The sequence below is a fragment of the Acidicapsa acidisoli genome (genome assembly GCF_025685625.1).
Taxonomy (GTDB): domain Bacteria; phylum Acidobacteriota; class Terriglobia; order Terriglobales; family Acidobacteriaceae; genus Acidicapsa; species Acidicapsa acidisoli.
On sequence record NZ_JAGSYI010000002.1, the window covers coordinates 1,530,892 to 1,545,343 of the forward strand.

The following is a 14,452-nucleotide window of genomic DNA, read 5'->3' on the forward strand; positions in this document are numbered from 1 at the left end:
TTTCGAGGCCGATCTTTCGACTTACGTCTGATCGCTTTCGCATGCAGAGTATCCGATTCCGGACGAGACTGTCCATAAACGAACAAATCTGTTGAGCCATTGACCGTCTTCCATTTGGCGGCCAATCCTCTGATTCGCTCCTGCACCTTCCCGGAGGAAAGCTGCAAAGATCGTGTGCGGAGTTGGGTGCAGGCACATTCGCGTGTTAATCTCCGGCGTGATTCCGACGCTGACAACGGAACGTCTGATTTTGCGGCAATGGCGCGACTCGGATCGCGAGCCGTTCCGCCGAATAAATGCGGACGCAGCGGTGATGGAATTTATGCCCAGACGGCTGACCGCAGAGGAATCCGATATGCTGGCAGACCGCATTCAGAGGCGGCTGGCGGAGCGTGGCTTCGGTCTTTTCGCAGCCGAACTTCGCGAGACGGGCAGTTTTATCGGCTTCATCGGGCTTTCGGCTCCAGCGTTCGAGGCTCACTTCACTCCATGTGTTGAGATCGGCTGGCGATTAGCGCGCGAGTTCTGGGGATCGGGATACGCGACCGAGGCTGCGTACGCAGTGCTCCGATTGGCCTTCCTGTCGCTAGAATTGCCAGAAGTTGTGTCCTTCACAGCAGCTTTGAACGTGCGCTCGCAAAGGGTGATGGAGCGGCTGGGAATGGTACGAAACACAAAGGATGATTTCGATCACCCGCTCCTTTCAGCGGGTGATCCGCTGCGTCCGCATGTGCTTTATCGTTTGGCGTGGGTAGACTGATTGCCGGATGGAAAGGCTGTATCCGAGCGGGGCTGAAGTGCTGGCTACAAGGATTGTGTTCGCCCCAAATGCCTGCTAAGTCGCCTTTAAGGCAACTTTCATTCTCGGTTGACAAAAACGGGCCAACCCATAATTTCAGCCCTTCATCGACCTGGAAACGTGCTCAGTCGATTTCTCTCCAACTGAGAAGAAATAATTGGCAGTATCCGGAGTTCCGACGAGATGTTCGGAGTTCCGGTGACGCTCACTTACGCCTCCAGCCACTGCAACCGTCGGGGTTTCCAACCTAGAACCCGCTTCGCCTTCGCATTCGAGGCCCCGCTAAGCTTCGTCGCGTAATACACCACATCTTCCCCTGCGATTGCGGTCACTTCTGTCTCGCTCCTATGCGGCGGCTTCGGAGCACCCACAAACTTCGCAAACGCAGGCAGCCATACGGCCTGCGGCGAAGGGTCATCATCTACAAGGTTGTATACTCCCGGCTCGGCCGTCAGCGCCGCGACCGTTGCAACCGCCGCATCGTTGATATGCACAAACGACGAAACGCCCTCGCCTCTACCCACTACCGGATTCTGTTGCCGCATGACCATGTTCGCCGCCGCCTCGCCGGGGTAGTACCACGTCTTCGGGCCATAGAAGAATCCATACCGCAGAGCCACACCCTCAATTGCACTAGAACTGAAAAGCCGTGTTTCCAATTCCGTATATGTCCGCGCACTCGCCGCCACACTGGGACTTGCATTTATATCCAATGGAGACGACTCGTCCGCCAGTGTCCCCTCCGCCGCCTTCAAAAAGAATCCGCTCGACTGCTGTAGATACCGCCGCGCACCACTTGCGATAGCCGCTCGAAACAAATTTCCTCCTCCCTCAATCCTTAGCCTCCTGTCGCCCGCTGCATACTTCGGCATATCACTCTGTTCCTTTGGCAGCGACGTCAATTCATCGATTACTACTTCCGCCTTTGCCTGCCGCAGCGCCGCCTCCACCTCCGCTCCATGAAACGCGTCCACAATAAGTGCCTCGGCTCCCTGGCTCTCCAAAATCTTCGTCCGCGCCTCGCTCGTTGTCATTCCTACTACGGAGTGTCCATTCTTCAACAACTCCGCAATTAACGGTTCGCCGATCGCTCCGCTTGCACCCGCAACGAATACACGCATCGCCCTCTCCTCTCAACCCCATCGCCCAACGATCAAAGGTTGGTATGAACATGATATGAGCATAAGCAACACACCAAGTTAGCCCGCAACGCGGAATAACCGATCTATAGAATTCCCTGACGATGAGCGCGGTACTGACTTCATTGGCGACGCCGCTGTATGCCGTTGTAGATGCACAGGGTTATTTTGTCTGATGAACATTCCCGATGGCGACTACGACTTGCACGTATGGGTCGAGGGGCAGAAGCAGAGTTCCCTGGATCGGCTTACCCACAGCGTTCATGTTGCGGGAGCGGTCGCGAATCTCGGCGAGATCCGTTCTGCCTGCCCTGAACCGCAGCAACATCTCGATAAACTGAGCCGCCCTGCGAACCGAATGCTCCACCTTATGTATTGACTCGAGGACAACTGCAATGCCTATGCAAGCTGTGTTCGCTGCCCTCCGCGCCACTATGGATTGAGGAAGCGAAGTAGAGCTTCCTCGTCATGCTGGCTAAGCGATGCGCGAACGCGCATGTGGCGAACAATGGTGCCAGAGATTCGCGGCGAAAAACCTTCCGGTGCTGCGTGGCGACGCGAACAGTTCTGCTGAAATACCTGCTCACCCTCATCTTGAGGATAATTGGTGGATTTTGCAGGAGTCGTTTGTTTCGCCGGAGCCGTTGCGCTGTTCTGCTGTGCCGTAAACCCATTCAACGAAACAGAAGCAAGAACCCCAATGCCAATGAGAACGCGCTTTACATTCATTCCTGCTTTCCTTTCCAGGCCGGAAACAGGAACCGGTAGACCAGTCCCGTCTCCCAGATATTTGTATTGCCGGTAGCGGAGAACTGTCGCGAGTAGCTGGTGAGAATCCGAGTGTTATGGGGTAAGTTGTAATCAAGACCGAAGTCTGCCCTCTGCGTATTGGCTGAAGGCAATCCATCGCTCACAACCGTGTCCCTGCGAAACGTCTGCTGCATGCGAAAGATTGGCTCGATGCGACCAACCCAACTGTTTAGCCCTCCGAAGGCCTGGGTGCGGTAGTCGGCTTCTACCCAGTATCCCTGGGCATGGTGACCACGTGAAAACTCTGAGCGTAATCGAAAGGCAGTGCCCTTGGGCTCCCACCAAGCATGGGCACCGTAGAAGTTTTCATGCGTCCCCTGCAAAAGGCGATCATAGGAGAGCCCGACTTCAAGGCGCTGATTCGGAAGGTAACGGCTGGCGCGTCCGCCCGAACCCCGGACGGCCTGAAACTGTTCATTTTTTTGTGCGAGTGGAGTAGAAGTAGGCGTAGTCGATCGAGTACTTGTTGCGTCGAATGGCGTTGCCACGAAGCATGCCGCCCAGTCCCTCACCAATCGAAAAAACGCCTAAGGGCGAGATGAGCGGGCCATCCTGAAAGTTGCTGATCCAGATCGGCGAGAGCCGCTCATTGTAGGTGTTGAAAGGGATCAGATAGTCACCGGCTACAACTGTGAGATGAGACGAGACTAGGAAATCCCCTCTGCAAATATGTGAGACCGACGAAGTGTGAGTGATCGTAGCCCGGCTGACCACCGCCGTTTGGCGAGAAGCTCTCGAGAAGGGCTGCACGCGACTCCACGAGAAGGCGCGAGCCCATTGGTGCGGCGATCAACGGCTCAATGATAGGCAGGTATGACGTGTTACCACCATTCGTGCTGGAAAAGAATCCAACTCCTCCCGAGAGCAGAGGAGTGTCCTGCGCGGAACCAGAATGCACAGCAGCGAGAATAGCCCACGCGACTCCCATCATTCGAATTCTACGTAGGGCGCGACCAGTCTCCACGTATCGAGTCGGTCGGAACATATTGCCTAACTTAGCCGAACGCTCAGGATCACGTGTCACGTGAAAGTCTGGCGATTGTCACTTGATTGTCACTCCACGCAACACTTCGCGAATAAGTGTAATTTCGCCTTTAGGAAATCACGGGCAGGCGCGGCGATTCACAACTATGTCTTAATTCCCTGACAAATGCGAGACGCAACAATCCGGTGACAATCCCCTTACAGCGGCATGACAACCACGTGACGACACTTGATTAAAGTCCGATTCAGTTCCTTGTATTCCCTTTCACTTGCGACTGCGAACGGTATATGGCGCGAATTGAGGTGGGAGGCGCAAGCCGGGCGGCAAGAGGAGCCGCACCTAAGCATTCTGTGAGGATAATCTACTTGAAACCACGATTCACAGCACCAGTCATTCTCGCTCTTTTGCCAGTCATGGAGCTCACCTCTGCGCAGACTACTCATTCGCAGTCTGCGCCACATCGTATCGAAGTGACCTCCAAGCGATTTTACTTCACGCCGGGTGAGATCACCTTGAAGAAGGGCGAGCCTTTCGTAACAGTGCTGAAAAGCGCAGATGTTCCACATGGGATTCGCTTCGGAGTAGAAGTCAAAGCAGGTATGGGCCCGATCAGCGAAGTTGCGTTCACACCCAACAGCACCCACACCTTCGTTGGTCATTGCTCTGTATTTTGCGGCTCTGGCGACGGCAGCGTGGCGTGGGCCCAGCATGTTACGGAGTAAACGCATGTGGGGAAAGGTCTTTCTCATCCTCGGTTGTATCTTCTGTGGACTGTTGCTCTTTATTGGAATGGTTTTAGCCTTGGTCGACTTCAAAGCTGATCCTCCGAGAAAGAGCGAAACGCTGGTCATGGATTGGGCCAAGCACACAATTTTAGTACGCGGTAAGTCTGAGAGTAATCCGCTCAAAGATACTTCTGCGGGAGTCGCTGACGGGAAGGAAGCGTTTTCGCATTACTGTGTTGCATGTCATGGAAAGGATGGTCAGAATACGGGCGTGCCTTTTGCCGACCGAATGTCTCCACCGGTTCCTTCGTTGGCCGGCAAAGAAGTGCAGTCGTACTCCGACGGACAGTTGAAGTGGATCATCGACTACGGGATCTGGCCATCGGGAATGCCTGGATCGAAGAACACACTGAGCGATGAGGAGATCTGGTCAATTGTCATTTATCTACGCCACTTACCGCCGGCGGGAAGCCTGGGGGAACCGGAGATGTACACACAGTAACGCCATGGGTTCCCTTCCCTCAGCCTGCCGATAGCCCTGCGATGTGAATTTACTGTTCCGCTTTCACGCCACTGATACGCTTCGATAGCTTTCGATTCACTCCTGGAGTGGCGAAACAAGATTGGACCTCTTTGATGATCGCTTCATCTAACTCGCTCCTACGAACACTGCTACGGCTTAGCCTTAACGGCGCGATGATTGCCGCAGCCTTGTGTCCTCAATTACATGCACAGACACCACAAGGGCTTTCCCAAAGCGCTGACCCGTTCTCGGGTCCTCAGTTGCCTGCCGGCAGCCCCGACTCTGGCACTGGGGCGAAAACCGACCCTATAACTGGACTAAACGTTCGACCGAACATCGGAGTCGACGGCGCTTCGGCGAGTGACAATTCGACTGAAAACGATGAAACTCAACCTCTCAGTTCCACGGTGTCCCTTTCAACCGATCAGATCATGGCCGTTCTACAAGAACAACCAGACGCGCTCGTGGAATTGAAATCGTTAGTGGCCGACCTCGCAACACAGCAAGGCACGCCTGTTCAGCCTGACTCAATCAGTGACGAGATGCTCTATAGCAAGATTGCATCCAGTCCACAACTACGCGCCAACATTACAACGTTTCTCCGTGCACGCGGGTACCTCTCCGATGCCGACTTGCAAAGCTTTGCTGCAAGCGACTTCGAAGGTGATGGCATTTCAATGCCAATAAATAACCAGGGGGCGAGGCTAGATACCCATGGGACGAGCCTCGCTTTCGGGTCACCAGCGAACCCATTTGGTCAACAGGGGCTTGGAACAAGCAATTCGAACGGAAACAATACCAGCTCTAGAGACGTGTCCGGCAATGCGAACCATGGCACAACCAGCCAGCCCCAAGTGCTGCACTTGCCGACACCTTACAACCTGCTTTCGTTGCATGACTTGTATACGCAGTTACCGCAGGCGGACAGCTCCCTGAAGAGATTTGGCTCTGACGTCTTTCTTCGACGTAACGGAATGGCGGCTAATCAGATTGCACCCAGTGGGCGTGAGATACCGTTGGATGTTCCAGCTGGACCAAGTTACGTTGTTGGCCCCGGGGACAGCCTGTCTATCGATTTATGGGGCGGCATCTCGCAGAACATCACGCGGACGATCGATCGCGAGGGTCGCCTTGCACTGCCGGAGTCGGGTGCTGTTCAGGTCGCCGGTCTCACTCTAGAACATGTGCAGAGTGTCGTTTCGGACACGCTGAAGCAGCAGTATCGGAATGTTCAGGTCGCAGTGACGGTTGCTCATCTTCGTAGCATCCGCGTTTACGTAGTGGGTGATGTTCAGAGGCCTGGAGCCTATGACATCAGTTCCCTTTCAACTGCACTGAATGCCCTATACGCAGCGGGCGGCCCAACACGTGTGGGATCGCTGCGTATGCTGCGACATTATCGCGGCAAGCAGTTGGTGGGGGAAATCGATCTATACGACTTCCTGCTGCATGGTGTGCAAAGCGAGGATCGTCTGCAGGCCGGAGATACAGTCTTGGTACCCCCGGCAGGCCCGCAGATCGCTGTCTATGGCGCTGTAAAGCGGCCTGCGATCTATGAGTTCAAGAGCGGGGCCACACTGGCGGCTATACTTGACGATGCCGGCGGCGCTACGGTTGCCGCTGAGCTCGGCCATATCGAGATCGATCGCATTGACGCGAATAAGCAGCGTGAGACAGTCAGTCTGGACTTGCCTGCGGAGAGTGGCGTGGACAAAGCACGAGCAGCTATTGCCGCCTTTCCAGTCTTTGACGGCGATCGCGTTCATGTTTCCCCTATCCAGCCTTACAGCCAGCAGGTCGTTTATGTGCAGGGGCATGTGCTTCGGCCAGGCCGAATGTCGTATCACGAGGGCATGCATATCAACGATGTGCTGCATAGTTACCAGGACATGCTTCCAGAGCCCGCAGACAAAGGGGAAATCATACGCCTCATGGCGCCGGATCTTCATCCAGAGACGATCCAATTCAATGTTCCTGAGGTCTTGATCGGCGACAACAACCTTACCTTGCATCCCTTCGACACGATCCGAATCTATGGCCGTTATGAGGCGGACGCTCCGAAGGTAACGGTGGGCGGCGAGGTGCTGCGGCCTGGAACTTACTCGTTGGCAAAGGGCATGACCGCAGGCGAGCTCGTCCGCATGGCCGGCGGATTCAAGCGAGATGCCTTATTGGACAGTGCCGATCTAACGAGTTATCGCATTGAGAGTGGCAGGAAGGTTATTAGCGAGCACACGTCTGTCAGCATTGGCGACGCGGTCAATCATCATCAAGCCGCTACGGATGTGCCGCTCAAGCCAGGGGACGTTCTTACCATTCATCAGATTGCGGGATGGAGCGATATTGGTTCGTCGATCACCATCGAAGGCGAGGTATCACATCCAGGCAGCTATGGTATTCAACAAGGTGAGCGGCTCAGCTCGATCCTTCGACGTGCAGGTGGATTTCGAGAGACGAGCTACCCCGCAGGAGCAGTGCTGCTACGGGAGGAAGTACGACGGCTTGAGGAGAAGAGCCGCGATGAACTGATCCGGCAGATCGAGACTAGCTCGACTGCAGCCCGCATCAGCCCCAATCTAGGCTCGAGCGATCAATCGGCAACGCTTCAACTAATTGCTCAACAACAAGATCAAGTGCTTGCCCGATTGAGGAGTCAGCCACCCGCGGGTCGGCTGGTGATCCATATCACGAACGATATCGCTAGCTGGGAGAACACGGCGGCAGATATCGAAGTACGTTCGGGAGACGTGCTCCGCATTCCCAAGCGACCGGGCTTTGTGTTGGTGAGCGGACAGGTCTATAACAGCACAGCAATCACGTTTTCCCCAGACAAGACTGCGGCCTGGTATCTGCGCCGCGCTGGTGGAGCGACAGAGATCGCCAACAAGGGCCATATCTTCATCATCCGCGCCAATGGCTCTGTGGTAGGTCGCGGCTCCTCCGGATCCTGGTTTGACCACGACGTACTCGCGACGCGACTCGACCCGGGAGACGTGGTCGTGGTACCGCAAAAAATCATCGGTGCTTCCCTCTTCTGGCGCAACCTGCTGACCATCGCACAGTTCTCGTCGTCGATCGCAATCACCGCAGCCGTGGCAGGTTTGCTATGAGTCCGATATATCCATCGCAACTTATAGCACCCGAAGCGGAAGACCAAACTACGGATGTTCGGAGCGCCGAAGTCACTGCGCACGCTCCGAACTGGGTCAGCAATGCCTCCCTCTTGTGGAGGAAGCGGCGGGTATTGGCACGCACTGCGGGAGTGTCCTTGGTTCTCGCGCTTGTAATTGCTTTCACGCTGCCTAAGCAATATGAGTCGGGGGCACGCATTATGCCTCCGAGCAACTCCATGGGCGGAGCTGCCGTACTGGCAGCACTTGCGGGGCGAGCAGGCGGAAGCCTCGGTAGTCTTGGCGCCCTAGCAAGCGGGTTTCTGGGTGGTGGGGGCAACACAGCACTTTTCATCGACTTGTTGCGAAGCGGTACCGTAAGCGGGCATCTGATCGATCGCTTCGATCTTCAGCGTATCTATCACAAGCGATATCGGATCGACACAGCGAAATATCTGGCACATCATACAAAGATTGTCGACGACAAGAAGAGTGGTGTGATTACGCTGACCGTGACTGACACAGATCCTGCTCGAGCACGCGATATCGCACAAGGCTATCTGGATGAGCTAAACCGGTTGGTGAATAGCACCAACACCTCATCCGCGCACCAAGAACGACTCTTCATTGAGAAGCGGCTGCATGGTGTTCAAGAGGATCTGCAGAAGGCGCAACAGCAGTTAAGCCAGTTCTCAAGCACACATGCAACTATCGACATCAAAGAGCAAGGTCGCGCAATGGTAGATGCTGCCGCACGGCTGCAGGCGCAGTTGATTGTAGAGCAGTCTGGGCTCGACTCACTACGGCAGACATACGGCGATGGAAATGTGCGCATTCGCTCTGCGCAAGCGCGCATCTCTGAGTTGCAAGCGCAGATCGCAAAAATGGGAGGATCATCGAAAGCGATTCCTGCCGATGACAGCGCTACTGTTGACGATACCGCTACAGCAAGCCGCAGTGAAGACCTCTATCCTCCGCTGCGCCAGCTACCGCGTCTGGCGGTGCCATATGCGAATCTCTATCGCGGAGTGCAGGTGCAGGAGGCGGTATACGAGTTGCTCACGCAACAATATGAGTTGGCTCGCATCCAGGAAGCAAAGGATGTTCCCGTAGTTAGCGTGATCGATGCGCCCGGTATTCCGGAGAAGAAATCATTTCCTCCGAGACTGCTTCTCGCACTTCTGATCACTGCGATTTCGGTGGTCATTGCTTCGGCCTTCATCCTCTTCAGAGATCAGTGGATGCACGTACCCGCCGATGATCCACGAAAGGCACTTGCACTAGAGATCTGCGATAGCATCCATCGACGGCTGGCGGCGTCAATGCAATGGAGGAAGGCGACGCCGTGAGGTCACATCTTTCCAATGCAGCCTACGGGATCCTCGATTACGCAGCTTATCCAATTGGAATGCTGATCGTTGCGCCCGTGGTGTTGCGCAACCTGGGTGTTGAACTGTATGGGGTGTGGACACTCGCAACCGCCGCTGCGAGTGTAGGCGGAATCATAGCCTCTGGTTTCGGAGATGCCAACATTCAACACGTGGCCAGGCAAAGAGGCGCGCGTAACAAAGCGGCCGTCGTCCTAGCAGTGCGCAGTATGATGGGAATCAACCTTGCACTGGGAATTGTGTTTTCCGCTATTGGATGGATGATCTCTCCTCTTGCTGCTGCGCACATGACCCTTGGTGATACCCAGTTACAGCAATCGTGCATTTGGTCGCTTCGAATTGCAAGCCTGCTGATGGCAATACGCGCAGTTGAAAGTGTGTGCATCAGCACACAGCGCGCATTTGAGCGCTACGGAGCTGCGATTCGTATCAGCATCGCAGCGAGACTGTTGGCGCTAGCTGCGGCGGCAGGATCGACTTTCCTATTTCATAGCGTGATCGCGATGATTGTGGCTACGGGATGTCTAACGGTGGTAGGCTTGTGGCTGCAGCTCGCCCATCTTAAGCGCTTGTTGTGGGCGAAGTCCCTGACGCCTGTGTTTGATCATGGAACTGTTCGATCCCTGTTTGGTTTTGGCATCTTCAGTTGGTTGCAGGCCGTTGCTGGAGCCATTTTCAGTCAAGTAGACAGATTGATTCTCGGTGTATCTTTAGGGGCTGGAGTTGTCGCCTCATACGCATTAAGCGCGCAGATGGCGCTACCGATCTTCGGTTTTGCGGCATCAGGATTGCACTTTCTCTTTCCGTATCTTTCGCATCGACTCTCCTCGTCACATTCAGCTTCCCTTAAGAGCCCTCTAGTCGTAGCCTTCGCATGCAATGTGATCTTCGTTGGCGTCAGCACAACCTTTTTGCTGTTGTTCGGCGAACACATTCTCCGTGCATGGGCGGGATCCGCGATCGCGCAAGATTCTGCTCCAATATTGTCCATGATTATATGGAGCTCCGCACTGTTGGGATTGAACGTAACCGCGACCTACGCTCTACTGGCCCTGGGCCGCGTTCAGATTGTCACCTGGTTTAATCTGGCAGGTGGCGCCGTCATGTTGTTATTGATGCTTCTGCTTACGCCACGTATGGGCATCAGAGGTGTAGCCATCGCCCGATTGAGCTACCCATTCATTCCGCTATTACTGTACATTCCATTGGTTCGTCACCTTCTAAGCAAACCGCCTGCACATGAAAACAGTCCCTCACTGGAAGAATTCTCTGAGCCTGTGGAGGTGGCTTCATGAATGTGTTGATTGCCCTTGCTTCGAGTTCGGGTCAGCTCTCCGGCGTGCAGCGCCACGCCATCAATCTTGCACGCTGCCTGCTTTCGCGCGATGAGATTACTGCAGTTCACCTCGTGGCGGCGCCGTGGCAACGCGACTTTATTCAGGACTCGACGCCGTCCATGGACATGCGACTGCATGTCCATGGCGCGCCCATCGGCAACAACGCGTTTAGTAGAAATCTTTGGTACCTGTCCCAACTGCCATCGTTGGCAAGGCAGCTTGGGGTTGACATTGTTCATCTCGCATATCCGGTGCCGGTCCGGCGTGGGGCCTACCATTGCCCGACAGTTGTTACCCTTCACGATCTGTACCCACATGACATTCCGGACAATTTCGGTTTTCCCAAGGTTCTCTTCAATCGTCTTGCGCTACGCCGATGCCTCACCGCCGTCAATGCTATTGCGTGTGTATCTCAGTGCACATTGTTTCGCCTTGAAACGATTTATCCCAAACTCGCATCGGCAAAGTCTCTGGTTGTCAACAACTCTGTCGAGCTACCAACACTCCCTCTATCAAATACTTCTCGTCCGCGATGGGGAGACGAGCCTTTCCTGCTTTGCGTCGCGCAGCATCGCCGGAATAAAAACGTCGCGCTCGCTCTGCGAGTCTTTGAACGGCTCCTGCGTACCAACCGGCTTGGCCCACAAACGAGATTGGTTATTGTAGGAATACCAGGCCCGGAGACATCGACGATCCAACAGTTCGTCGCAAGTGCTGGCCTCAGGCAAAACGTCGTCTTCCTCAATGGAATCTCCGATGCACTGTTGCAATGGTGCTATCGCAAATGCCTATTGCTACTGGCTCCCTCCACGATCGAGGGCTTCGGCCTTCCCATTGCAGAGGCGCTACAGGCCGGTTGCCCAATCGTCTGCTCCGATATTCCGGCCTTCCGTGAGTTAGGTGAAGATCACTGCCACTATGTACCACTCGGTTTCCAAGAGGTCGAGGCGTTTTCGGATGCTGTATGTGCAGCAGCTGGCCGACAATCCCGAGAGCCGCTTGCAATGCCCCACCTTTCCGCCGAGGTGATTGCCGCTCAATACTTGCAACTTTACAGTGCGCTGCTATCCGCACCCGGCGCAGAGCTGGGCGTACAAGATGCGCAATATTTGTCCTCATCAGAAAGACACTTTCGCACATGACCTCCAAAGCACGACGTAAGACAGCAAACTTCCTTGACATCCCGGTTGAGCCACTCGCTATGGAGAGCGCAATGGCGCATTCAAGAGGAGTGTAAGCTACGGGACCATCAACCATGCTAAGCCGATGTATCGTATCGCACCCGGCAAATGAGCCGCAACGTAGCCACGTGCGTCTGGCTTATGGATCTGAACGCGCTCGAACGGTCATGGTTGCTTCACAACGCAATATTGTTTGCCGACGTATCCCGACGTTGGCGCCTGCTCCAGATAGACAAGGTTGCCATTAAAATCGCTGGCCGCCGTGTTTGTGTATCGGATGTCAACGATCTTGGCAGACCCAAGCGCAGAGCGAACAGCACGCTCGGGAAGACAATGCATTTGCATGTTGCCTGCGCTGAGTCCCATAGCTGCTTTGACTCTGGAGCGGACGCGAACAATTTGGCGGGTTCGCATCAGCAAAGATGCGAGGAAGCCCGTCGAAAAGGAGTCTTGTACCCCGAATACTAGTACCCCGCCTGGTGCAAGCACCCTGACAAATTCTCGCAGGTATAGCTCTGACATATATTGCGGTATGTGTTGGAGGACGATATTGCTGTAGATAAAAGAAAAACTGTCGCCTGTGAAAGGAAGTCTTGTATCAGAACTAGCGACGTAACGGCAATGAGCAAACCTGTTGAGGGTCTCCGCCTGATCAATCATCTGTTGTGAGATATCGACGCCGACACAGGAGGCGAAACGCCGGGCAAGAGCCTGTGTCAATCGGCCAACGCCACATCCAAAATCCAACGCCGAACCTTTGCAATCAGGAAGACAGCCAATCGAAGCCAGATAAGTCATGACAGTGTTGATTTCAGACTCGCCAGTGGCCATGAACTCGGCGACGTCCCATTTACGCCCTGCTTTTGTGCTATCAGTGAGAATGGCCCACAGAGCATCGCGCTCGGCTAAGTGTTCCCAATCATTCCTAAGCTTATCGAGGGTTATCATAGGCCTCTTTTTTCTGACTGAATGCTTCGTTGTCCAGCTCTGACAGTGCAGTGAGCGTCTCGAATGAGGCCGATGGCATGATCGAGTTATTCGTGCGGAACTCCGCGATAATTGCGGAGAACATTGCGATGGCCCACAAAGGTAACGATAGGTCGAACGCCTCGGTATCAGCAAGTCCGCGCACAACGACAAAGACCAGCAATCCGAGAAGGAGTGCGCGCAATGGAGACTTGGACAATCTCTTGATCTGCCGAAAAAAGCTGCCATAGAGTGCGATAAGCAAAAATATGCCGACGACGCCGTAAGCATAGAACTGCTGCAGCAACTCGTTGTGTGCGTGGCGAGCTTCAAACTGATCGCTCCCGAAAGGAGGGATCACCTTCCAGACCGAGTGAAATCCATGGCCTATCCAGGGTTGTTCCAGTGATTTGTCTAGAATGAACGCCCAGATACCGAGTCGTCCCGTTAGAGTTTCTGCCTGGTTTCCTGCGTTGGTATAGACATCGTAATAGGATGTAAGCAGCCCCCAGAAGATGACGAAGACGAGAACTGTGCCCAGCAGCAGCGCGATCTTAGTCTTTCGACTTATCGACTTATCCCACATGAAGATGACCGCTTCGCCCGCCACAAATGCGAAGATCGTTGTCTTGGACAGGCTGCGAAGAAGAGTTATTGCCAGAAATGCCGTCGGCAGCTTCCACCGACCTCGCTCTGCACGCATCAGGTATTGAGCGAAGAAGACGGCGAAGGCGCAAGCGTAGCCAATTTGATTTGGACCAAGAAACTCGTCGTCACCCAGCCGGAGATCTGATTGTGCGGGCATTATCCAAGCAATAAGCGCGATGCAACACGCTCCGTATACATACCCCTTCATGATGCTGGAGGATATATCAACGGCGGCATCTGTTCGGAGTAACAGAATCACCATCGCCAAATCGGCGGCCATCGCACACCAGAAGGCTACGGCTGCAGGCACCGACGAGGTTGCACTCCAGATCAGACTGACTCCGGAGAAGCCGAGAAAGCACAATACCCAGCGGTAACATGGCAGGCGCGTGATGGAGGCCAGTGTTCTCGGGGCATTGCCGATGGAGTGAAAGACGACGATTGCCAAGAGAATGTAGTTGAGCCCGAGGCTGAGCATCACCCCTGTCTGAGGGTCCGCGTTCAGGACGTGTGTGGTAAGGAGTACGAAGAAGAGACGGAAGGAGAAGAAGAACCCAATGACCGCTGGCAAAAGCTTGACCGCTCTTGCTGGGACGTTGCGTGGGTTCAGGTCCTCAACCACTATCTTCCTATTTCTCCATGCTTGCCCGGGAGCGAAGTTTCGTTCGTCTCAGCAGCTGATTCAACGGTGTTTCAGACTTTACTGCGAATCGCTACACAACTCTTCGTCACTGGCGCCTGCACGCCCCAATCCGATTTGATCTCATTCAGAAGCATAGCCGCATGAAGCTCTGCAATTGTCAGGGAACTGTCACTCATTTGACACAACATTTTAACTCGA

Annotated in this window: 13 protein-coding genes; 7 read left to right on the plus strand and 6 right to left on the minus strand. The window is 54.6% G+C overall.

What is annotated here, in order from left to right; all coding sequences use genetic code 11:
- The first annotated feature begins 202 nt into the window (after positions 1-202).
- Complete coding sequence (locus tag OHL23_RS16200; protein ID WP_263352950.1) at positions 203-760, plus strand: GNAT family N-acetyltransferase; 558 nt, start codon at positions 203-205, stop codon at positions 758-760.
- Between the two features lie 248 nt (positions 761-1,008).
- Here OHL23_RS16200 and OHL23_RS16205 read toward each other — a convergent pair whose 3' ends face one another.
- From OHL23_RS16205 to OHL23_RS16220, 4 genes are all read right to left on the minus strand, one after another.
- Positions 1,009-1,920 carry an NAD-dependent epimerase/dehydratase family protein gene (locus OHL23_RS16205; RefSeq protein ID WP_263352951.1) on the minus strand — a complete coding sequence of 304 codons (912 nt, stop codon included), beginning with the start codon at positions 1,918-1,920 and terminating at the stop codon, positions 1,009-1,011.
- A 181-nt stretch (positions 1,921-2,101) separates the two neighbouring features.
- Positions 2,102-2,305, minus strand: coding sequence for a hypothetical protein (locus OHL23_RS16210; RefSeq protein ID WP_263352952.1), 204 nt, complete (start codon positions 2,303-2,305; stop codon positions 2,102-2,104).
- Between the two features lie 65 nt (positions 2,306-2,370).
- On the minus strand, positions 2,371-2,667 hold the full coding sequence (locus OHL23_RS16215) for a hypothetical protein (RefSeq protein WP_263352953.1): 297 nt from the start codon (positions 2,665-2,667) through the stop codon (positions 2,371-2,373).
- Positions 2,664-3,236, minus strand: a complete 573-nt coding sequence (locus tag OHL23_RS16220; RefSeq protein WP_263352954.1) for a hypothetical protein — start codon at positions 3,234-3,236, stop codon at positions 2,664-2,666. Before OHL23_RS16220 ends, OHL23_RS16215 begins: the two co-directional genes overlap by 4 nt.
- Before the next feature lie 862 nt (positions 3,237-4,098).
- Here OHL23_RS16220 and OHL23_RS16225 point away from each other — a divergent pair.
- The 6 genes from OHL23_RS16225 (at position 4,099) to OHL23_RS16250 (ending at position 11,958) form a co-directional block, all read left to right on the plus strand.
- Positions 4,099-4,455 carry a cupredoxin domain-containing protein gene (locus OHL23_RS16225; protein ID WP_263352955.1) on the plus strand — a complete coding sequence of 119 codons (357 nt, stop codon included), beginning with the start codon at positions 4,099-4,101 and terminating at the stop codon, positions 4,453-4,455.
- Between the two features lie 4 nt (positions 4,456-4,459).
- Positions 4,460-4,960: a c-type cytochrome gene (locus tag OHL23_RS16230; protein ID WP_263352956.1), complete on the plus strand. Its 501-nt coding sequence runs from the start codon at positions 4,460-4,462 to the stop codon at positions 4,958-4,960.
- A gap of 452 nt (positions 4,961-5,412) precedes the next feature.
- Positions 5,413-8,091: an SLBB domain-containing protein gene (locus OHL23_RS16235; protein WP_263352957.1), complete on the plus strand. Its 2,679-nt coding sequence runs from the start codon at positions 5,413-5,415 to the stop codon at positions 8,089-8,091.
- Positions 8,092-8,225: 134 nt separating this feature from the next.
- Positions 8,226-9,440, plus strand: a complete 1,215-nt coding sequence (locus OHL23_RS16240) for a GumC family protein (RefSeq protein ID WP_263352958.1) — start codon at positions 8,226-8,228, stop codon at positions 9,438-9,440.
- Positions 9,419-10,774 carry an oligosaccharide flippase family protein gene (locus OHL23_RS16245; protein WP_263352959.1) on the plus strand — a complete coding sequence of 452 codons (1,356 nt, stop codon included), beginning with the start codon at positions 9,419-9,421 and terminating at the stop codon, positions 10,772-10,774. Before OHL23_RS16240 ends, OHL23_RS16245 begins: the two co-directional genes overlap by 22 nt.
- Positions 10,771-11,958 carry a glycosyltransferase family 4 protein gene (locus tag OHL23_RS16250; protein WP_263352960.1) on the plus strand — a complete coding sequence of 396 codons (1,188 nt, stop codon included), beginning with the start codon at positions 10,771-10,773 and terminating at the stop codon, positions 11,956-11,958. Before OHL23_RS16245 ends, OHL23_RS16250 begins: the two co-directional genes overlap by 4 nt.
- A gap of 204 nt (positions 11,959-12,162) precedes the next feature.
- On the opposite strand, the gene OHL23_RS16255 is transcribed toward OHL23_RS16250, so the two are convergent.
- Positions 12,163-12,945 carry a class I SAM-dependent methyltransferase gene (locus OHL23_RS16255; RefSeq protein WP_263352961.1) on the minus strand — a complete coding sequence of 261 codons (783 nt, stop codon included), beginning with the start codon at positions 12,943-12,945 and terminating at the stop codon, positions 12,163-12,165.
- A complete protein-coding gene (locus tag OHL23_RS16260) occupies positions 12,929-14,233 on the minus strand; it encodes an O-antigen ligase family protein (RefSeq protein WP_263352962.1) in 1,305 nt (434 codons plus the stop codon). Before OHL23_RS16260 ends, OHL23_RS16255 begins: the two co-directional genes overlap by 17 nt.
- Between the last annotated feature and the right edge of the window lie 219 nt (positions 14,234-14,452).